The sequence below is a fragment of the Phycisphaerae bacterium genome (assembly GCA_017999985.1).
Taxonomy (GTDB): Bacteria; Planctomycetota; Phycisphaerae; order UBA1845; family Fen-1342; genus JAGNKU01.
Window position 1 is genome coordinate 340,258 of the sequence record JAGNKU010000001.1, and the last position, 19,042, is coordinate 359,299.

Sequence of the window (19,042 nt, forward strand, 5' to 3'; positions counted from 1 at the left end):
CGCGCTGCCGCCACGGAGCCGCGGTGCGGTACAATGGATGCGGCCACAACTTCGGACAGCCACAGGAGGACCGCACATGCCGTGTCACACACCGGGTCGGTCGGGTTTGGTGCTGTGCCTGCTGGCGGCCATCCTCGCCGGCTGCGACAGCGCCCCGCCGCCGGCCGGCCGCGTACCGCAAAGCAGCCCGGCCACCGAACCCGGCCGCCCCGCCGTCCCGGAGAAACCCGCGGCCAGCGTCCCGGTCACGACGCCTCCCGCGGCCAGCGTCCCGGCGACGACCCAGCCACCCGCCAGCGTGCCCGCCGCGACACAGCCCGTCGCACCGGAACCGGAGCTGCCGGACTACGTGGAAATCCTGGAGCGCTTCGACCCGCAACGGCCGGCCAGCGTCACCGTCCACGCGGAGGCCAGCAACCGGCTGGTCGTCCTGACGCGCAACGTCCGGCGCATGCGGATCGACCGCGAGCGCGTGCCCCTCGATCGCCGGCGGAGCATTTCCCTGCAACTCGACGGGCAAGGCATGGAATGGCTCGCCCGCTCGCCCGTGGACGAGTTCATCCGCTCCGTCAACGGCCCCTGGGATGTGGCCAAACCGGACAAACGCTGAGCATGTCGGACGCGGCGGCGCAGTATGTCTCGCGGGCGGGGCTCAAGCTCGCGGCGGCCCTGCAGGCGTTCAAGCTGGACGTGCGTGACTGGGTCTGCACGGACTTCGGCAGCCATGTCGGCGGCTTCGTCGATTGCCTGCTGCAGCACGGCGCAGCGAAGGTGTACGCCGTCGAGCCGGGCTATGGGGTCCTCGATTATCGCCTGCGCCGCGACCCGCGCGTCGTGACGTGTGAGCGCACGAACGCCCTGCACTACGTCTGCCCAGAGCCCTGCGCGCTGGTGACGATCGACGTGGGCTGGACGCCGCAGCGGCTGATCCTGCCCGCGGCGCGCCGCTGCCTGCAGCCCGGCACCGGCTGCGTCGTCACGTTGATCAAGCCGCAGTACGAGGCCCCGTCCGAATGGCTGTACGCTGGCGTGCTGCCGCCGGAGCGTCAGGATGACACGTTGGCGACCTGCCGGGCGGACATTCGGGGCTTGGGGTGGGAGATCGCAGGCGAGCTCGAGAGCCCGCTCCGGGGGCAGGGCGGGAACACCGAGTATCTGTGGTGGTTGCGGGGTGCATGACGGGCCGCAATCCGCCGCGGCACCGCTGGCGCCCCGCCGGCGTTCGGTTACACTCTGTCGTCATGTCGTCGACCGCGACCGCGGATTCGTTCCGTCGCCTGCTGGTGGTGATCCCGAACTGGGTGGGCGACGTCGTGCTGGCCACGCCGGTGCTGGCGGCGTTGCGCGCCCGGTACACCCATGCCCGCATCACGTACCTGATGCGGCGTTACGTGGCGGAGATCGTGGACGGCGGCGGCTGGCACGATGCGGCCGTGCACTGGCCCGAAGGACGTGGGCTCACGCGCGAAGTACGAACACTGCGGTTGGCGGGCCGGCTGAACCGCGAGCGGTTCGAGGTCGCGTTGCTGCTCACGAACTCCTTCCGCTCGGCGCTGGTCGCGTGCCAGGCCCGCATCCCGCGCCGCGTCGGCTACGCCCGCGACGGACGCGGCTGGCTGCTCACGGACCGCTTGCGGCCCGTGCGGCGGGACGGGGATTTCGTGCCGAGTCCCGTGCTGCCGTACTACATCGCGCTGGCCGAGCGTATCGGCTGCCCGGTCGGCGACCGGCACCTGCGCCTGGGGATCACCCCCGCGCAGGAGCGCGCCGGGCAGGAGCTGTTGCAGCATTACGGACTGGACGACGGCCGGCCATACGCGCTGGTGAACCCGGGGGCGGCGTTTGGCGCCGCGAAATGCTGGCTACCGGAGCGTTTCGCCGAAGTGTGCGATCGGCTGGCCGAGCAGCACGGGCTGCGGGCAGTCCTTGTGGGGGCACCCGGTGAGGCAGCGTTGATGCGCACCATCGCCGGCCAAGCGCACACGCCGGTGATCTGCTGTGACCAGCCGGGCACGACCCTCGGCACGCTGAAGGTGCTGGCCCGCGGCGCGGCATTGTTGGTGTGCAACGACACCGGGCCGCGCCACTACGGCAGTGCGTTCGACGTGCCGACCGTGACGATCTTCGGCCCGACGCACCAGGAATGGACCGACACGGACTATGCGGGCGAGATCAAGCTCCAGGTGCCCGTGGAATGCGGCCCCTGTCAGCTCCGGGTGTGCCCACTGGACCTGCGTTGCATGACCGGGCTGACCACGGATATGGTGATGCACGCGGTGGCGGCGGTGCTGGCGCGGCGCCGCGGACCGCGCGACCAGACGACGACGGTGCCCGTGAACGTGAGGAGCGGGGCATGATGGGCACGGAAACCATGCGGAGCGACCCGGCGTACCGCGAGCGGCTGCGCGCCTGCGGCTTGGACTCGGTCGCCCGCATCCTCAGCCGCGTGGACGGGCGGGTCTCGGCTTGGAGCCGCACGACGGACACGCTGTACGTACCGGGTACGCAGGGCACGCCGGGCTTTTACGTGAAGCGCTACTTCTTCCCCACGTGGGTCAAGCGGCTGCGCGGCACGCTGCGCGGCACGTTTTTCGGCATGCACCGTGGCCAGGCCGAATACCGCGCGTTGAACGCCATGCGGGCGGTGGGCGTGCCCGCGGTGCGGCCGGTGGCTTACGGCGCCCGGCGCGTGGGCCACTTCCTGACCGCGTGCTTTCTGATCACCGAGGAAGTGCCCGAAGCACCGAACCTGACGGCGTTCGCGCTCGACGTGGCGGCCGGCCGGCGCGTGCTGTCGGCTGCCGGGCGCGCGGTCCTGCTCAGCACGCTCGCCGAGCAGCTCGCTGCCATGCACGCCGCCGGCTGCTCGCATGGCAACTTGTACTGGCGCAACGTGCTCGTCCGGTACGGCCCCGACGGCCGCCCGGAATTCTTCTTCCTGGACGCCCAGCCGCTGCGCGCGTGGCAGCGCCTCAGCCCGGGCGGCAACTGGTGGCTGCGCGAGCTGGCGCAGGTCACGGTGTCGGCCATGCCGTTCACGACGCGCACCGAACGGTTGCGTTTCATGCGGCACTACCTGGGGCCGACGCACCCGCCGGCGGACCTGAAGGCCCGGCTCCGGCAGATCGAACGCCTGGCCGGCACCTGGCACAAGCACGAGCTGCGTCGCATCCGCATGACGGACCTGTTCGAGGCCTGGAACCACCAGTTGGCCGACGAGGTCCGCCGATCCGCGGACAGCACCGCGCTGGGCGTGGCGGAGCCGGCGCGGTGACGCGCCGCGTCGCGGTCGCAGCGCACTGGGCGGAGCGCCTCGCGCACGCCGGGCTGCCGGATGTGACCGACCTGCTGGTGCGCTCGCCGGCCGCGCGGGGCGGGCTGGGGCGCTGGGAGGCACTAACCAAGCCAGGCCTCGGCGGCCGTGAACGTTGGCGCTGGGAGCTGAACGCCGCGGACGGGGCCGTCCTCTATGTCAAACGCTACACGCACACGCCGCTGAAAGAGCAGCTCGATCGTCTGCGGCGCCAGACCTGCCGCCACAGCCGGGCCTGGTGGGAGTACCAGCAGTCGGCCCGGCTCACGCGCCAGTATGTTCCCGTGGTGCAGGCCATCGCCGTGGCGGAAGACATGGATTTCGCACTCGAGCGGCGCAGCGTCGTGCTGTTCGAAGCTGTGCCCGGCGACGCCCTCGACCGCGTCTGGCGGCGCCTGACGGCGGCCGGCGCAGCGCTGACACGGGGGCCGGCGCGGCACGACCTGACGCGCCGCCTCGCGCGCTTCGTCTCGGCCTTTCACCAGTCCGGCGTATGTCACCGCGACCTGTACCTCTGTCACATCTTTGCGGATCTCGATCCCGCCGCCGGTCGGCCGCCGCGTTTTACGCTGATCGACCTGGCCCGCACGCACTGTCCGCGCCTGCGCCGCACGCGCTGGCTGCTCAAGGATCTGGCCCAACTCGATGCCTCCGCCCGCGCGGTCGCCGCCACGCGCACCGACCGCTTGCGCTTCCTGTGCACCTACCTGGGCCTGGCGGCCGGTGCCCCGCGCGTGCGCTGGTACGCCCGCCGGATCGCCCGCTGGAGCAACCGCATCCTGCGCCGGATCGCCCGCCAGGCACAGCGGGCCGCCGCGAGAGGACCCGCCGCATGAAGGTGGCCATCGTTCAGCAGCAAGTGGACGTACGTCGCGGCGGCGCCGAGACGTCCACGGTGGAAATGGCCCGCCAGCTCGCCGCGCTGGGGCTGGATGTGACCGTGGTCTGCGCGGGGCAGACGGCGCGCCCCTTCGTGGAGCACAACGTCACGTTTCTGCCCGTGGTGTGCGCCGGCCTGACGCGCGCGCTGCGGACGTATCGCTTCGTGCAGGCTGCCCGGGCGCTGTGCCATGCCGAGCATTTCGACATCGTGCACGCGATCACGCCCTGCCTCGCGGCCAACGTGTACCAGCCGCGCGGCGGGACGTACGCCGAGACCATGGCCCGCAGCCTGGCGCCGGTCCGCTGGCCGGTCTGGCGCCAGCTCAAGCAACTGGGCCGGCGCTTCAATGTCAGTCAGCGGTTTCTCGCACGAGTTGAGCGGCTGCTGCTCGGCAAGTATCAGCAGCGCGTTCACGTGGCCGCCATCTCGGACTACGTGCGGCGGCAGGTTGAAGTCGGCCACGGCTTCCCGGCTGCGCGCGTCCGGGTCGTGTTCAACGGGGTGGAGGTGGTCCCGCTCAGTCCGCCGGAGCGGGCCGCGGAGCGCGCCCGCCGCCGCGCGGAGCTGGGCCTGGTGCACGATGCCCCGCTGGTGCTGTTCGCGGCCCACAATTTCCGGCTCAAGGGCCTGGCCGAGCTGGTGCGCGCCATGGCCGCGGCCCAGCCCGGACGCTGGACGCTGGCCGTGCTCGGGCGCGACGATCCGCACTACTACCGCGGACTGGCCCGCCGGCTGGGCATCGCGACGCGCGTGCGCTTCATCGGCGCCCAGGCCGCGATCCGCAGTTGGTACGCGGCAGCGGACGCGCTGGCGCACCCGACCTGGTATGACCCGTGCAGCCGCGTGGCGCTCGAAGCCCTGGCCCTGGGGCTGCCGGTGGTCACGACGCGCTACAACGGGGCGGCAGAGATCATGCAGCCAGGGCGACACGGGCTGGTCGTGGACGAGCCGGACAATATCTCTGCGCTGGCCGCGGCACTGGAGGACGTGCTGCGCCCCGAGTTGCGCGCCGCCTGCCGCGCCGATGCGCCACGCCTGCACGCCCAGCTCTCGATGGCCCGCCACGCGCGCGAGTTGCGCGCCTTCTACGAGCATGTGCTGGCTACGCGGTGAAGCCTACTCGGCCAGTGCCTGGCGCAGGGCCGTGATTAGCGCGACCAGCGATTCGCGGGGGTGCAGCGCGTAGAAGTACTCACGGTCGAGTGCGATCCGGTCCAGCCGCCACTGGCTCTCCAGCGTCTGGACGCGCTGGTCGTATTCCGCGACGCGCCATGGATCGGTCTCCAGCATTTGCTCATTGACGCGGCGCAGCTCGCGAAACAGCACGCGCCGGCCGGCCCGGTCGCGCGGCTGGCGGGCGCGCCGCTCCGCGGACAGACGCACCAGCTCGCTCCGTTGGTCCAGCAGTTCGACCGGTACCGCGCGGAGGTGACGCTGCGGGTTGTAGCGGAGGTCGCGGCTCCGCTGGCGCGCGGCAGCCAAATCGGCGGCCCGGATACCGTGCCGGGGCAACGGCAGGTGCAGGGTGGCACTGACACAACACGCGGGGCCCGCAGCGACGCCCAGCCAGGCGCCGACGAAATCCTCCATGATTTCGTCGTACTTCGCGCCGCCAATGCCGTGGATGAACAGGTCGCCGAGGAACAGCCGGGCGAACGCGGAGAGCGCCAGGGCCCGCGGCCGAATGCGCCAGCCCGCGCGCTCAAGCGGCCAGGCCTCCGCGTGGGTCGCAAACCGCGCCAGCGCTTCGCACGCCAAGGTGTCAACGACCTCCTGGTCGGCACGCAGCGTCAGCCGCGCGCCCTGCCTGTGGACAAACATCCGGCGGCGCGGCTCACCGGCCCGCCCCAGCCAGAACGGCAACTCCACTGCCTCGTCGTGCACCACCAGCGGCGGCACCGGCCGGCCGCGCGCGCGGACCTTGTGGCGCGCACGGTACGCCGCCTGCGCCGCGTTGTAGTGCTCGATCACACGGTGCGCGTCCAGCAACAGGCTCGCCACGAACGCCCGGAAGGCCGGCGTCGCGCACAGGTGCGACATGCGCAACTCGCGGACCCCGTCCAGGCCCAGCGCCGCCTCCGCCGCCGCGTGCCCACGCGCCAGCGCGTCACAGTACAGCGGGTGCGCGTCCGGCGTCGTCAGCCACGCCCGGGCGAACGTCGGCAACAGCGAGTGCTGCCCGAACTCGTGCAGCGAGGTGACGCCGGCGAAGAACTGCAGCCAGTCCGCGCGCGAGACCCGCGGCTGCGACTCGAAATCCCGCTGCGGGTCACAGCCGGGGATTGACACGTCGACCCGCCGCAGGCCTCGGGACGTCGTCTGCGGCAACGCCAGTTGCGCGGTCTTCGGCACATCCGAATCAACCGTGAGAAACGCGGCCTGCCCGCCCAGGCGCGCCGCCAGCGCGTGCGCCGCGATCGTCTTTGCCAGCACGCCGGCGTGAAAGAACTCCGCCTGGTGCCCCGTCAGGATCAGCGGGCCGGACAGCCCCAGCTCCGCCCGCAACGCGGCGCGACCGGCCCCCAGCGTCGTGTCCAGCAGCGGCACCGCCGCGAGCCGCGCGGCCGGCGGCTCCGCCAGCAGCGCGTGCAACTGCGCCGCCGGCGGCTCCACCAGCACCGCCAAGTGTTCCGGCGGCGTCTGCAAACGGTCGTAACGAATCAGTCGTGTTGCGGCAAACGACATACGGCCAACGTGTCTGCGTGCCACGGCAACCCGATCCGGCAGGGGCACTGCGCCCCCGCCCGCCCGAGTTCGCGGACGAAGACCGTCAGGTAGTGCTGCAAGCGGGCAGCCGGGTCGTCCAGGGTCCCGCCGAACTCGCGGCTCTGGTCGCGATAAATCCGCCGGACCGGCAGCTCGCGGATGCGCAGCCCGGCACGCGCACACTGTACCCAGAATTGCAGCGGAAAGGCATAGCCCGGCTCATCGAGCCGCAGACGCCGCAGCGCCGCCACCCGGTGGGCCTTGAACCCGCAGAACGAGTCCGTCAGCGCCAGCCCCAGCACCTGGCGCAGGACGCGGTTGATCGTGAAATTGATCTGCTGCCGGTCCGGCGGGGCCGCGTCGTCATCCGGCCGCGCCTGCAGGTAGCGCGAGCCGCTGATGATGTCCGCGCCGCCCGCCCCGGCCTGGGCGATGAACTCGGGAATCTGCGCCGGCTCGTGCTGCTCGTCGCAGTCGATAGTGATGACCCAGTCGTACCGGTGCCGGTCCGCGAACGCAAATGCGTCGATCAAGCTCCGGCCGTACCCGCGATTCTCGCGGTGCGTGATGACGCGCACGCCCGGCTCCAGCCGCAGCAGCGCCGGCGTCGCGTCGGTCGAGCCGTCATCCACGACCAGGATATCGGAGGTGTACCGGCGGACCGCCGTCAGCACGCCCGGCAGGTAACGCTCCTCGTTGTACACCGGGATGGCTACGAGAAATCTCATCCACCGCACTCCACAAGCCGGCCCGCGGCCGCAACGCCCTGCGACCCACAGTGGATTGTTGCCGGCCGCTGGCCATTGTCAAACGGCGTGTGGAACGGGGAGCAGACGCAGGGCGTCGGCGACGATGTCGCGCGCCGCGTGCGGGCGGGCGATCGCCCGGGCCGCGTGCTGCAGGCCCCGCAGGCGGGCGGTGTCCGCCAGCAGCTTGCCTACCCGGTAACCGAGCAGGCGGGGATTGTTGACCTTGATCGCAGCGCCGTGCTCGAGCAGGTAGTCGCTGTTCCGCGTCTCCTGGCCAGGGATCGGGTTGACGATGACCAGCGGCAGCCCGCACGCGAGCGCTTCGGCCACGGTCAGCCCCCCAGGCTTCGTCACCACGACATCGGCCGCCTGCATCCACTCGTGCATCTTGTCGGTGAAGCCGACCACGCGCACGCGGGGTGGCCCCGCCTGAGCCTGTTCGGCGAGCCGCGCGCGGAGCGCCTCGTTGCGGCCAGCGATCACCACCACCTGCGCATCCGTGGGCATGTGCATCAGCTCGTGCAGCAATTCGCCGATCGGCCCAACGCCGAACCCGCCGCACAGGAGCAACACGACCGGTCGGCCGGCGTCGAGCCCGCAGCGCTGCCGCGCCGCGTTCACGCCCAGCTCCGCATCGAAACCGGGGCGCACCGGAATGCCGGTCACCAGGACCTGCTCCGGCCGCACGCCGGCGGTGACCAGGTACGCCTTGCCATCCTCGGTCGCGGTGTAGTAGCGCTCCGTCGGCGACTGCACCCAGATACGGTGCGTCTCGTAGTCGGTCGTGATCGTGACCTGCGGGCACTCGAATTGACCCGCGCGGCGCATCTGGCCGACGATTTCCGCCGGCAGGTAGTGCGTGTTCAGGATCAGCCGCGGCCGCCGCTGCAGCACGAATCGCACCGTCGGCAGCTTGTTGAAGTTCTGGATCCAGATACGGACCGAGTTCTGGATGTAGCCGTTGGGCCGATCCATCGCATCGTAGAGCCAGCCCATCGCCGCTGGGGCGTGCCGCACCAACCCGAGGTAGCCCCCGGCGTACAGCCGGCGAAATACCACATTCGAGATCGAGAGCACGTCGAGCACTTCGACCGCGACGCCCGGCGCCTGCGCGCGCAGCTCGTGGGCGAGGGCCTCCGCGGCAATCAGGTGCCCGGCGCCGGCGGATGCGGTGAGAACCAGGATGGGACCCTGTGTGGCCAACGCCCTCTGCTCCGTTGCCGGCGGCGCGGCGCTACGTCTCGGAGAACCGCCGTGCCAGCCGTTCTGCTAACCGAACCAGCGCCTCCGTGCAAGCCGCTAGGTCCGCCGTCCCGCCCGCGCGCGGTGCGCACACGATGTCAAAACCCGCCGGCAGATCGTATTGCGACAGCCGGAACGCCGTCCGCAGGACGCGTTTCCAGCGATTGCGCTGCACGGCGCAGCCGCACTTGCGCCCCACGACCAAGCCCAGCCGGGGATGCGGCCGGTCATTCGGCAACACCCACATCGTGAGCACCCGGTCGGTCCCCCGTCGCCCCGCGCGCATGACGCGCTCGAACTCGCTGTGCCTTGTGATGCGCAGGTGGCGCTGGAAGCGGTAGCACCGTGGGCGGGCGGGCGTGGGGTGGGGCTCGGGCGTCATGGGGTCGATCCGGGGCGCTCTGACCGAGACGTAGCCCGCATTCTATGAGCGGGGCCCGCGCAGCGGCAACGCGACGGCGACTGTGCTACAATGCCGCCGCCACCGCGTCGGTGGCGCACCTGAACGGACGACACACGTGACCGGTCGACTCCTTTACGCAGCGGCCCATCTTGTGGCAGCGCTCTGCCTGCTCCTGCTCCTGGGGGCGGCGCTGGGAGTCGTGGCTCTGGGCATCTTCCGACCGCCGCCGTACGTCGAGTGGGCCGGGCTGGGCTGGTGGGGGCTGCCAGCGGACATCGTACTCGCGGTGGGTACGGTGTTGTGGGGCGTGCTGGCGGTCAGCTCCGTCGTGTGGCTGGTCCGGTGTTTCGGGCGCATCGCGCACGCCCTGGCGGGCCCGGAATAGCATCTCGCGGTCGCCGCGGGGCGGTTCCTTCAGGGCTGGACCTGCCGGAGCACGCCGTCTTCGAGTCGCAGGATGCGATCCGCCTGGGCGGCGATTCCCGCATCGTGCGTCACCATCACGATCGTCTGACCCTCGCCGTGCAGCCCCTTCAGCAGCGCCATCAGCTCGGCGCCGGCGGCCGCGTCGAGATTACCGGTCGGTTCATCCGCGAACAGGATCTTTGGCCCGTGCACGAGCGCCCGGGCGATGGCCACGCGCTGCCGTTCGCCACCCGAGAGCTCGGCTGGCCGGTGGCGCAGCCGCTCCTGCAGGCCAACGCGCTGCAGGACCGCGAGCGCCGCGCGCCGCGCCGCGGCCCGCTTGCGAAACCACTCGAACAGGCTGGTTCCCACCATCCGCGTGAGCAGGACGTTCTCCAGCACGTCCAGCTCGGGCAGCAGGTGGTAGAACTGGAACACGAAGCCGAACGCGTGCCGCCGGAACGCGATCCGGCGGCGCTCGTAGGACGAGAGCACGTCAAGCGCCGTGGCGTAGAACCAGCGCTCGCGCGGCGGCGCGAAGACCGGCATGTTCTGAAAGAGCACTTCGCCGTGCTGCGGGACGTCGAGCGCGCCAAGGATGTGGAGCAGCGTGCTCTTGCCGCTGCCGGACTTGCCCATGATGGCGACGAACTCGCCGGCCGCGACGCGGAGGTTGCAGCCACGGAGGACCTGCAGGCGTACCCGCCCCATGGTGTAGGTCTTGTGGATGCCCTCGGCGCTGAGCAGCGGGCTACTCATAGCGCATCGCCTCCACCGGCTGCATGCCGCCCGCCCGCCACGCCGCCGCCAGCGAGCCGAGCGTCGACGTCAGGACCGCCACCGCGACGACGGTGACCAGGTCTTCGACGCGCACCGTGCTGGGGATCATGTCGAAGGTGTACACGGAGCGGTCCCAGACCTGCCAGCGCGGGTCCAGCGCGATCAGGGCGTCCTGCACCGTGTTGATGTAGCGGACGAAGTAGTAACCCATTACCGAGCCGAGCGTGCTGCCGACCAGCCCCACCGCCGCCCCGTAGATCACGAAGATCAGCGCCACGCCGCCCGACGAGCCGCCGATGGCCTTCACGATGCCGATGTCGCGCGTTTTCTGCAGCACGATCATGTAGAGGATGCACAGCACCAGTACGGCGGCGACGAGCGAGATGATGGCGAACAGGATCGTCACCAGCTTCCGCTCCTTCTCGATCGGGGCGATCATGTGGGCCTGCGACTGCTCCCAGGTCATCCCCTCGATGTAGCCGATGAGCTGCATGTCGCTGAGGCTGAGCCGCTCCTGAAAGCGCGCATCGGAGACGAAGCCGTGGTAGTGCTGCTGCAGCCGATAGGCCAGGGCAGAGGCGTCCACGCCGGGCTTGATCTTGATCTGGATCTGTGAGCAGCGGGCCGGCACCGTGCCGAGCACGCGGCCCGTGTCAGGGTCCACGCGCTCCGCCGCGCCCATTTGCAGCAGCCGCTGGAGCAGATCGAAGTCACAGTACACGTGCTGCGAGTCGATGTCGTAAATGCCGGTGCGCGAATCGTCCGCGTAGCGGAACAGCGGCTTCACGGGCGTGTCGATGCTGCCGGTCTCCGACGCCGGCAGCAGCGTCACGGACACGACGCAGCCGCGCGGGTAGTGCCAGTAGCGCTGGTAGCGGCCGTCCGGCAGCCGCTTCGCGAGGATGTCGCGGCCGATGATCAAGCCGGGCAGCGGGTCGCCGGCGAGTTCCGGCGGCCCGGCGCCCGGGACCACCTCATACCGGCCAACGATCAACGGCAGGTTCGCCGCCCGGCAGGTCGCGGTCCAGTCGGTCGCCGGCGACTCGTCGTCCACGACGCCCGCGGCGCTGCTGCGGACCAGGGCCTGCTGGTAGTCCGGCGGCAGGAGCGGGCGCGGCCCCTGGCCGAGCACGCGGTCCTCCTCGTCGCGCCACTCGATCAGGGGCGCGCTCGTGTCGAATCCCAGCAGCGGCTGCTGCTGCTCCGCCAGCATGGTTGTGCCGGGGTAGTGGCGCTCGTAGTACAGCCCGCTCTTGAAGGCGTTGATCTCGTAGACCTCGGCCAGCCGCAGGCCGACGACCCGGACGGTGTTGGTTTGCGGTGTGCCGTGAAAACGGAGCAGGCCGTATGAGTACAGGACGGGAGTCGCCTTCTCGATCTCGGGCCAGGCGGAGATGTCCCTGATGAACTCCTCGTACAGCGGGAAGCCGCTGTACGAGCGGTTGTCGATGATGATGTCGCCGAGCAACCCGCGGGCCTTGAGCTTGAGCTGGTCCAGGAAGCCGCCCATGACCGACATGACGATCAGCACCATGGCGGTGCACAGCGTCACCGCTGCGATCGCGAAATACGCGATGCGGCGTTTGCGGAGGTAGCGGAGGGTGAGGAAGAGCTTATACACGGGGGGATGTTATACGGCGGGGCCGGGCGGGGGTCCAACGGGGCTAGCGGCTAGCGCAACAGCAAGAGCGACGACAGCGGCACGGACACGATGCGGGGGTCGTCGGTGGCCGGCTCGTCCAGTAGCGTGACGATCACGCCAAACGGCGCGTTGTAGTGGGCCCGCTCGATGAATGACCGAAGGCCGCGGGTGTCGTCGTGGTCAATGCGGCGGCGGTATTTCACCTCCACCGGGATGCGCTGTTCACCGACCGTCAACACGAAATCGACCTCCGGTTCAGGCCCGCGCTCGGGGAAGTGCGCCACATCGAGACCGATGATAGACCGGAAGAAATATCCGACCGTGCTCTCTGCGAGTCGGCCGGCCAGATCAGCCAAATGTGGGTGCTGCTCGAGCGTCGCAGGCGCCAGCGGCACAACCTCCTGAAGCCAGGCAGCGCGCAAAGCATGGTCGCACAAGCAGAGCTTGGACGGCCCGCGTTTGCGCTTCAGCCGTAGCTCCAATGGTTCAATCAGGCGTACCAGCAGGGTGCCGTCCAGAAAGCGCAGGTAGGCCAGCACGCGTTGCCAGCCGATGTTGGCGTGCAGCGCCTGCCGCAACTCCTCCAGGTAGAGGGCCTGCTTGGGGGACTGACCGGCATAACGGCACGCGAGCCGGAAGACTTCCGCGAGCAGGGTTTCGTCGCGCTTCTGGCCGCGCGGTCCCATGCGCAGATCGTGTTGGATGGCGCGCCGGATGACGGTCTCGTTGAGGAAATCAGCGACGCGTTCCCAGGGCATGTCCGCGCGGGCCTGGGCCACCGGATAGGTGCCGCGGGCGGAGAACGCTTCGAAGGCCTGCATTCGGAGGTCGCGCTGCTGCTGCCCGAAATCACGCAGGCCGGTCCAGAACGTCTTGTCGCGCAACGGTGAGAGCCCGTTTTCGGGCAGGAACGCCGGGAGGTGCCCGAACGACCGAATCTGCGCGACTTCCCGGAGCAAGAGCGGCCCCATCTCGATCGACGTCACGCGGCCAGCCAGACTGTCACGGCCGGCCTCGATCCGGAGCGCCGAGCTTCCGGTCACCAGCACCCGCAGCGGATTCAGGTCAACCAGGCTCTTGAGTTGCGGAGCCCAGTCGCGGAGGTTCTGCACTTCATCCAGGAAGATGAACGCCTTTTGGCCCGTCCGCGCCGCCTGATGCAGGGACATGCCGAGCACGCTTTCGGCGTACCATCCGCACATTTCGATGATGGGCATCGACAGGCGCCGCAGGTCGGGCAAGTCGTCGAACTGCACGCGGAAAATCCGGGTCGGATCGATGCCGTCGTCCAGCAGCGCATGAATCACTTGGTTCAGCAGAGTGGTCTTACCCACCTGCCGCGGACCGCGCAGCACTACGGCCGGCGTCAGACCTTTCGTGAGACCACTCAAAACCGAACCGAACGCCCAGCGCCGGACTGGCGGCAGATCGACGATTCGTTCACCCTGCCACCAAGGGTTCGCGGCGCGCACGGTGGCTTCCAGTCCCCGTGAGACCAGCAGATCCCGAAAGGTCATCTGTCGCGGTCGCTTCCCGGGCACGCGCGACTCCTCCACCCTTCGGCCGCTACCGCAGGGCCTTCGAAGCTCCAGAAACGGCTCGTACTCGGCGGCATGTTATACGGCGGGGCGGGGCGGGGGTCCAACGACGGCCGTAACCGGTGAACGGTCACCCGGCGGCGCGTACGGGTGAGTGCACAACGAGGTGCACGGCAACCGGGCGGACTCATTATCGGGCGCCGACGTCCCGAGCCGCGTGACGGCTGTTCCTGCGCACGCGGTCTGTCGTATAATGGACTAGGAGCAACGATGCCGACAGAGCTGACCATCATCTTCGAGCGTGGCGAGCAAGGCTGGTGGATCGCCAGCATCCCAGAGGTTCCTGGCGCCTTCTCCCAGGGACAAACCAAAGAAGAAGCACGCGCGAACGTCATCGATGCGCTGGCTGAACTGATGGCGGCCCGGCGCGAGTCGGCGCTGCGTGACCGGACCGCATCCTCCGAAGTCGAAAGCGTTCCGCTCGCGAGCTAGCGCTCGGCGGGCGGCTCAATCCCTAGTTCTTTGCAGATCATTCGAACAAGCCGCGAGTCAATGTCTGGATGTCGCGGTACCGGCGCGGTCTGATGGTTGCCAGGTTGAGGTAGATCGAGTGTCTCTTGCCCTCGCGCAGCAGTTCGCAGGCATTGGCCGTCAGGTGTTGGATCAGCTTCTGCCGCTTCACGCCGGCGACCTCACCGTCGCGTCATATCCCGCGGGAGCATCACGACCAACAGAATTGCACGCGTCTGACTAACTCCTCACGCCTGCGGCCGTTGCAGCGGGAACAGGATCACGTCCCGAATGCTGGGGCTGCTGGTCAGCAACATCACCAGGCGGTCGATGCCGATACCCAGTCCGCCCGCCGGCGGCATACCGCACTCCAGCGCCTCGACGTAGTCCTCATCCATGACCGCCATCGTCTCCCCCTCTTCGCCGCGGAGTTGCCGGCTGAACGTGGCCCGCTGCACGTCCGGGTCATTCAGCTCGCTGTACGCGTTGCCCAGCTCCATCCGGTTCACGAAGACCTCGAACCGCAGCGCCACGTTTGGGTCGCCGGGGTCGCGCTTCGTGAGCGGGCACAGCGGCGCCGGGTAGTCCAGCACGAACGTCGGGTTCACCAGGTGCGCCTCGACGTAATGCTCGAACAGCGCATTGATCACGATGGCGTCGTCCGCCTTGCGCTCGTCCAGCGTAAGCTGTTTCGTCGCGAACAGCTCGCGCGCCCGCTGCCGCACCGCCGCCACGTCCGTCAACGGAAAGCCGACGTACTCCGCAAACAGGTCGGCGTATTTCCGCCGCGGCCACGGCGGCGTGAAGTCGATGACCGGCTCGGCGGGAGCCTCGCCCTCCCGAGTGGCCTCGCCGCTCGGCTCAGCAGCAGCTTCGCCCGTCCGTGCCGCACCCGCCCCCTCCGTGGCTTCGTGGCTGCGTGGCTTCGTGGCTATCCGGTACGTCCCCGCCACCAGCTTCGCCGCCCCCGCGAAGATCTCCTCGGTGATGTCCATCATGTCGTGGTAATCGCCGTACGCCTGGTACAGCTCCAGCATGGTGAACTCGGGGTTGTGCCGCGGACTGATGCCCTCGTTGCGGAAGCAGCGCGCGAACTCGTACACCCGCTCCAGCCCGCCAACCAGGCAGCGCTTCAAATACAGCTCCGGCGAAATCCTCAAGTACAGATCCATGTCCAGCGTGTTGTGGTGCGTCATGAACGGCCGTGCCGCCGCCCCGCCGTAGATCGGCTGCAGCACCGGCGTATCGACTTCGATGAACCCGCGCCGCGCCAGCACCGCGCGGGCATGGTCCATGATCCGCGCCCGCAACAGGAACACGCGCTGCGAATCTGGGTTGCTCAGCAAATCCACATATCGCCGGCGATAGCGGGCTTCGACATCGGTCAACCCGTGCCACTTCTCCGGCGGCGGCCGCAGGGCCTTGCTCAGCAGCGTGAGCGAACGCGCCCACAGCGTCAGCTCCCCGGTCTTGGTCCGCCCGAGCTGTCCCTCAACGCCAACGACATCGCCAAGATCCAGCAGCTTGGCCACTTTCCACTGCACGTCGCCCGCAGCGGGCGCAGGCCCCCCTCCGTCGCTCCCCTGCGTAGCTTCGTGGCTACGTGGCTGCGTGGCTTCCAAGAGCATCTTCTTACTCAGCCCGAACTGCAGCTCGCCCGTCCGGTCGCGCACGGTCATGAAGATCAGGCTGCCGATGTCGCGGTACAGCACCACGCGGCCGGCGGCGCGAAAATGTGCATCCGCCTCCGCGCGAATCTGCCCGGCCTCCAGCGGTAACTTCTCCGCCGCCGCCCGGATGACGGCGTTCGGCGTGATATCGACGAACCGTGCCCCGTACGGGTCCACGCCCAGGGCCCGAATCTTCTCCAGCTTGGCTCGGCGGTCGGTAATCTGGTCACTCATAAGGCCCGGCACTATATCGCATTCCCGCTGCCAGCGGGAGCATTTGTCCTTCTGCCAAACCAGTGTGCCGTCACTCTGACGCGGCGCCGCGCGGCGGCCGACCGGTGCCACCGCCCTCGAGCGGTGCCGCTAAGCCGGCCGGCCGCGCTATAGTCCCGTAGTCCGTTGCGGGCCGTTCAGGTAATCCGCCCGGCATCCGATGGCAGCCAGGCTCCAGGAGCCGTCAATGCACAGCAAAACTCAGACCGTGGCAGCGTACCTCGCCGAGTTGCCTGCCGACCGCCGGGCCGCGCTCGAGGCGGTCCGCGACGTGATTCGAGCGAACCTCGGCGACGGCTACGAAGAGGGCATGCAGTACGGCATGATCGGCTACTACGTCCCGCACCGCGTCTATCCGCCCGGGTACCACTGCGACCCGAAACAGCCCCTGCCCTTCGCTGGCCTCGCGTCGCAGAAGAACCACATGTCGGTCCACCTCATGTGCGTGTACGGCCACCCCGAGCATGAGGCTTGGTTCCGGGCAGCGTGGGCCAAGACCGGCAAGAAGCTCGACATGGGTAAATCGTGCGTGCGGTTCAAGAAGCTCGACGATCTGCCGCTCGAAGTGATCGGCGCGGCCGTAGCCCGCGTCCCGGTCGAGAAGTTCATCGCCTACTATGAGTCGGCCATCAAGGGCGGCGGAGCCAAACGCGGAAAGTCGTAGCGGGCGCATGCCCTGCCGACGATCGACGTCCTCCCGAGAGCGGCGCGACAAACGGATTGATGTCGCCGCACGAGGGATATGCGCCGTTGCCTCCGCCGTCGCCCTTGGTAACCGGGCAGTCGGGGCGGGTCGCAAGGTCGCGAGATTCAAGCCCCACCCCGCGAGTTAAATGTGAAGGTAGTCTGATACCAGCGCCCGGCAGGCACAGACCCTCGGTCACGGCCACCGGCATTGAGGACTTACGCGCCCGGGGAAAGCCCGGCGGCCAGGCGCTTGGCGTGGCGGGCGACGGGGGCGCGCGGATTGGCCTGTTGACGGCGGATGAACGCAGCCACATCTGGGCGATTGCACACGGCGGGGCCGAGGTCCGCGACGACTCTCAGCACGTGGCCGAGAGCGACGTTTCGACATTCATCCGTCTCGTACGTGGCGCGCTCGGTCGCGAGGAGCGCGGGGATGATGCGGTCGAGCAGGTCAGGCCGGCAGGCGGCGATGCGGCCCGCGCCGCCGATCGCGTTGGCGGCGCTGATCAGGTTTCCGCCGGCGATGAACGCGAGGTAGGTGTCGAGCAGCGCGTCGATTTTCCGGGCGCTATCCGCGGGGGTCAGCGCGGCGATGATCTGGAGAGCGTTCCAGCGGACGACTTTACTGTCGCTGTTGAGCAGCGCCGCGAAGGCGTCGAAGTGGGGATAGACGTGCGCGGGGTCTTTCGCGGCGGTGACGCACAGCACCTTGCCGGCACCGAACCGGGCGGTGCCCGACGGAGCGGACATGGTCGCGACGGCCGCAGCGACGCGTGCCGGCGGCAGCGCGCGCGGCGCAGGGCGCTTGCCGGCTTTCGGCCAAGACGACTTCGACCGCTTGACCGAACCCGCCGCACCGGTGGCGGGCCGAGCGGCCCCGCGCTGGCGTGCGGGGTTCTGATTGGCACGCTTGGTGCGAGACGTCTTCGAAGCCGGCCGTTTGGAACGCGAACGCGATGTAGCCATGGGGGCTCCTTTGTGCGGGAAGTGCCGAAGCACAATGAACATGGTTACCCCATGCGAGCGCAACGTCAACGCGGACGCGTCGCATCCCTCCCGCCACTTACTCGGCGCGCGCTTGGCGGCAAATGCGGCTCGTGCAATTTGAACATTCGATGTTCAATTTGCGGGGGCGGTTCCTGCCGAAACCCAAGCCGGCTTCGGATCGAGCGTGAGTCCGCCGGACGGTCGCCAGTGACTTCTGCGCGGCGCCCGATTATTGGCGAGGATACCTCGTATCAGCGGCGCGGCGTGTCGGTAATGTTCTGGATGGAATGGGCGTAAGCCGACGCGCTGCGTTTCGCGGGCGCGCGGGCGGGCAACTCGGCGACCGCCTTGCGCGGCTTGACCGCGTGCGCAGCGAACCGCTTGGCGGCGGCCTTGTCGCCGCCCGCCACGGCGGGCGAACGCTGACCGACCTTCGCCGCCTTCTGAGATGTCCTTCTGGCCATGACGTTCACTCCAGGACCTCGGTGACTTCGACCTCGAAGGGCATGTTGTCACTCGCCAACCCAAAACCGTTCAGTGGCCGGAATCCTTCACGTAAATGAAGTCGAGCGAACGTGGAACGACAAAGTTCTCATAGCACTTGCGGCAAACCCAGTGGTCCGGCTCCGAGAACATCGCGATCGGATCGGTCTGTGGGGAGATCGTTTCCCAGCAAATACTGCAGTGCTCATGGTCCCAGCCGCCTTTGATGACCCTGCCGCCCTCGGGCAGGTTCTGATTCGTCACCTTGCCGACTAACGTGACGCTACGGCGCTTGAACGTCACTGCGTCGACAGGTTCAAACACCCGCTGGCTCCAACGTCGCTGACGGTCAAGAACCAGGGCGGCACGCTCCCCCCAGTAGCCATCAAAACGGGAATACGTCATACCAGGCAGCAATTTACTGATGTCCTCGGCTGCCGTCGGGACAAAAGCAGCGGAGTGGGACTGCAGATCGACATTCACGAACCGGCCGCTGACGAATTGTTCATCCGGCAACAGCAAGTCCCCCAAGTGCCGCTCACCGATCCAGAGCGGCTTGTCGAACGTGCCGATTGCTCGGCCGTGCTCTAGTCGGTTAATCGTAAAAGTGGGGAGTTGATCGATTGTCATGCCGCGGTCGCCGGGCGAGGAATGACTTACGGCCAATCAGCGACCTTTGCCGACTTCTGAGATGTCCTTCTGGCCATGCGGTTCACTCCAACTGAAGGAATGATATGGCTCCTGGACGCGCGCGTGTCAAACCGCGCGGTG

20 protein-coding genes and 1 pseudogene are annotated in these 19,042 nt (G+C 68.8%); 9 read left to right on the forward strand and 12 right to left on the reverse strand.

The window, feature by feature from the left end:
* Positions 1-76 precede the first annotated feature (76 nt).
* The 6 genes from KA383_01315 to KA383_01340 all read left to right on the forward strand — a co-directional run bounded on the left by KA383_01315 (position 77) and on the right by KA383_01340 (position 5,309).
* The gene (locus KA383_01315; protein MBP7744740.1) at positions 77-610 is read left to right on the forward strand and encodes a hypothetical protein; all 534 of its coding nucleotides are present in this window, start codon (positions 77-79) and stop codon (positions 608-610) included.
* Complete coding sequence (locus KA383_01320; GenBank protein ID MBP7744741.1) at positions 529-1,179, forward strand: TlyA family rRNA (cytidine-2'-O)-methyltransferase; 651 nt, start codon at positions 529-531, stop codon at positions 1,177-1,179. The genes KA383_01315 and KA383_01320 overlap by 82 nt, the downstream gene beginning before the upstream one ends.
* Positions 1,180-1,241: 62 nt before the next feature.
* Entirely contained in the window at positions 1,242-2,357 is a 1,116-nt protein-coding gene (gene waaF / locus KA383_01325; GenBank protein MBP7744742.1) for a lipopolysaccharide heptosyltransferase II, read from the forward strand.
* On the forward strand, positions 2,354-3,274 hold the full coding sequence (locus KA383_01330) for a hypothetical protein (protein MBP7744743.1): 921 nt from the start codon (positions 2,354-2,356) through the stop codon (positions 3,272-3,274). Before waaF ends, KA383_01330 begins: the two co-directional genes overlap by 4 nt.
* Positions 3,271-4,149 (forward strand): hypothetical protein, encoded by an 879-nt coding sequence (locus KA383_01335; protein ID MBP7744744.1) that lies wholly within the window; start codon positions 3,271-3,273, stop codon positions 4,147-4,149. Before KA383_01330 ends, KA383_01335 begins: the two co-directional genes overlap by 4 nt.
* Entirely contained in the window at positions 4,146-5,309 is a 1,164-nt protein-coding gene (locus KA383_01340; protein MBP7744745.1) for a glycosyltransferase family 4 protein, read from the forward strand. Before KA383_01335 ends, KA383_01340 begins: the two co-directional genes overlap by 4 nt.
* A gap of 3 nt (positions 5,310-5,312) precedes the next feature.
* Here KA383_01340 and KA383_01345 read toward each other — a convergent pair whose 3' ends face one another.
* The 4 genes from KA383_01345 to rnpA all read right to left on the reverse strand — a co-directional run bounded on the left by KA383_01345 (position 5,313) and on the right by rnpA (position 9,275).
* Positions 5,313-6,881: a hypothetical protein gene (locus KA383_01345; protein ID MBP7744746.1), complete on the reverse strand. Its 1,569-nt coding sequence runs from the start codon at positions 6,879-6,881 to the stop codon at positions 5,313-5,315.
* Positions 6,857-7,630, reverse strand: a complete 774-nt coding sequence (locus KA383_01350) for a glycosyltransferase family 2 protein (protein ID MBP7744747.1) — start codon at positions 7,628-7,630, stop codon at positions 6,857-6,859. The genes KA383_01345 and KA383_01350 overlap by 25 nt, the downstream gene beginning before the upstream one ends.
* A gap of 78 nt (positions 7,631-7,708) precedes the next feature.
* Positions 7,709-8,854, reverse strand: coding sequence for a glycosyltransferase (locus KA383_01355; protein ID MBP7744748.1), 1,146 nt, complete (start codon positions 8,852-8,854; stop codon positions 7,709-7,711).
* A 31-nt stretch (positions 8,855-8,885) separates the two neighbouring features.
* On the reverse strand, positions 8,886-9,275 hold the full coding sequence (gene rnpA / locus KA383_01360) for a ribonuclease P protein component (GenBank protein MBP7744749.1): 390 nt from the start codon (positions 9,273-9,275) through the stop codon (positions 8,886-8,888).
* A gap of 136 nt (positions 9,276-9,411) precedes the next feature.
* Here rnpA and KA383_01365 point away from each other — a divergent pair, with 136 nt between their 5' ends.
* Positions 9,412-9,681: a hypothetical protein gene (locus KA383_01365; protein MBP7744750.1), complete on the forward strand. Its 270-nt coding sequence runs from the start codon at positions 9,412-9,414 to the stop codon at positions 9,679-9,681.
* Positions 9,682-9,710: 29 nt separating this feature from the next.
* On the opposite strand, the gene KA383_01370 is transcribed toward KA383_01365, so the two are convergent.
* The 3 genes from KA383_01370 to KA383_01380 are packed head-to-tail and all read right to left on the reverse strand — an operon-like array spanning position 9,711 to position 13,664.
* Complete coding sequence (locus tag KA383_01370) at positions 9,711-10,460, reverse strand: ABC transporter ATP-binding protein (protein MBP7744751.1); 750 nt, start codon at positions 10,458-10,460, stop codon at positions 9,711-9,713.
* The gene (locus KA383_01375) at positions 10,453-12,102 is read right to left on the reverse strand and encodes an ABC transporter permease (protein ID MBP7744752.1); all 1,650 of its coding nucleotides are present in this window, start codon (positions 12,100-12,102) and stop codon (positions 10,453-10,455) included. Before KA383_01375 ends, KA383_01370 begins: the two co-directional genes overlap by 8 nt.
* Positions 12,103-12,152: 50 nt before the next feature.
* Complete coding sequence (locus KA383_01380; GenBank protein ID MBP7744753.1) at positions 12,153-13,664, reverse strand: ATP-binding protein; 1,512 nt, start codon at positions 13,662-13,664, stop codon at positions 12,153-12,155.
* A 267-nt stretch (positions 13,665-13,931) separates the two neighbouring features.
* On the opposite strand from KA383_01380, the gene KA383_01385 reads away from it, so the two are divergent.
* On the forward strand, positions 13,932-14,153 hold the full coding sequence (locus KA383_01385) for a type II toxin-antitoxin system HicB family antitoxin (protein ID MBP7744754.1): 222 nt from the start codon (positions 13,932-13,934) through the stop codon (positions 14,151-14,153).
* Here the strand turns inward: KA383_01385 and KA383_01390 are convergent.
* Positions 14,150-14,343: pseudogene (locus tag KA383_01390) on the reverse strand (type II toxin-antitoxin system HicA family toxin). The gene KA383_01385 and the pseudogene KA383_01390 overlap by 4 nt on opposite strands.
* Positions 14,344-14,419: 76 nt before the next feature.
* Complete coding sequence (gene lysS, locus KA383_01395; protein ID MBP7744755.1) at positions 14,420-16,075, reverse strand: lysine--tRNA ligase; 1,656 nt, start codon at positions 16,073-16,075, stop codon at positions 14,420-14,422.
* Between the two features lie 226 nt (positions 16,076-16,301).
* On the opposite strand from lysS, the gene KA383_01400 reads away from it, so the two are divergent.
* Positions 16,302-16,778, forward strand: a complete 477-nt coding sequence (locus KA383_01400) for a DUF1801 domain-containing protein (protein ID MBP7744756.1) — start codon at positions 16,302-16,304, stop codon at positions 16,776-16,778.
* 239 nt (positions 16,779-17,017) lie between these two features.
* On the opposite strand, the gene KA383_01405 is transcribed toward KA383_01400, so the two are convergent.
* The 3 genes from KA383_01405 to KA383_01415 form a co-directional block, all read right to left on the reverse strand.
* Positions 17,018-17,809: a hypothetical protein gene (locus KA383_01405; protein MBP7744757.1), complete on the reverse strand. Its 792-nt coding sequence runs from the start codon at positions 17,807-17,809 to the stop codon at positions 17,018-17,020.
* A gap of 230 nt (positions 17,810-18,039) precedes the next feature.
* Complete coding sequence (locus tag KA383_01410; protein ID MBP7744758.1) at positions 18,040-18,252, reverse strand: hypothetical protein; 213 nt, start codon at positions 18,250-18,252, stop codon at positions 18,040-18,042.
* Positions 18,253-18,322: 70 nt separating this feature from the next.
* Entirely contained in the window at positions 18,323-18,901 is a 579-nt protein-coding gene (locus KA383_01415) for a hypothetical protein (protein ID MBP7744759.1), read from the reverse strand.
* Positions 18,902-19,042: the final 141 nt, after the last annotated feature.

Coding starts and splice junctions, on each gene's coding strand:
- KA383_01405 (MBP7744757.1), bottom strand. CDS start 17,809: ATGTTCATTGTGCTTCGGCACTTCCCGCACAAAGGAGCCCCCATGGCT.
- waaF (MBP7744742.1), top strand. CDS start 1,242: ATGTCGTCGACCGCGACCGCGGATTCGTTCCGTCGCCTGCTGGTGGTG.
- KA383_01330 (MBP7744743.1), top strand. CDS start 2,354: ATGATGGGCACGGAAACCATGCGGAGCGACCCGGCGTACCGCGAGCGG.
- rnpA (MBP7744749.1), bottom strand. CDS start 9,275: ATGACGCCCGAGCCCCACCCCACGCCCGCCCGCCCACGGTGCTACCGC.
- KA383_01410 (MBP7744758.1), bottom strand. CDS start 18,252: ATGGCCAGAAGGACATCTCAGAAGGCGGCGAAGGTCGGTCAGCGTTCG.
- lysS (MBP7744755.1), bottom strand. CDS start 16,075: ATGAGTGACCAGATTACCGACCGCCGAGCCAAGCTGGAGAAGATTCGG.
- KA383_01385 (MBP7744754.1), top strand. CDS start 13,932: ATGCCGACAGAGCTGACCATCATCTTCGAGCGTGGCGAGCAAGGCTGG.
- KA383_01345 (MBP7744746.1), bottom strand. CDS start 6,881: ATGTCGTTTGCCGCAACACGACTGATTCGTTACGACCGTTTGCAGACG.
- KA383_01370 (MBP7744751.1), bottom strand. CDS start 10,460: ATGAGTAGCCCGCTGCTCAGCGCCGAGGGCATCCACAAGACCTACACC.
- KA383_01320 (MBP7744741.1), top strand. CDS start 529: ATGGCTCGCCCGCTCGCCCGTGGACGAGTTCATCCGCTCCGTCAACGG.
- KA383_01415 (MBP7744759.1), bottom strand. CDS start 18,901: ATGACAATCGATCAACTCCCCACTTTTACGATTAACCGACTAGAGCAC.
- KA383_01315 (MBP7744740.1), top strand. CDS start 77: ATGCCGTGTCACACACCGGGTCGGTCGGGTTTGGTGCTGTGCCTGCTG.
- KA383_01400 (MBP7744756.1), top strand. CDS start 16,302: ATGCACAGCAAAACTCAGACCGTGGCAGCGTACCTCGCCGAGTTGCCT.
- KA383_01340 (MBP7744745.1), top strand. CDS start 4,146: ATGAAGGTGGCCATCGTTCAGCAGCAAGTGGACGTACGTCGCGGCGGC.
- KA383_01350 (MBP7744747.1), bottom strand. CDS start 7,630: ATGAGATTTCTCGTAGCCATCCCGGTGTACAACGAGGAGCGTTACCTG.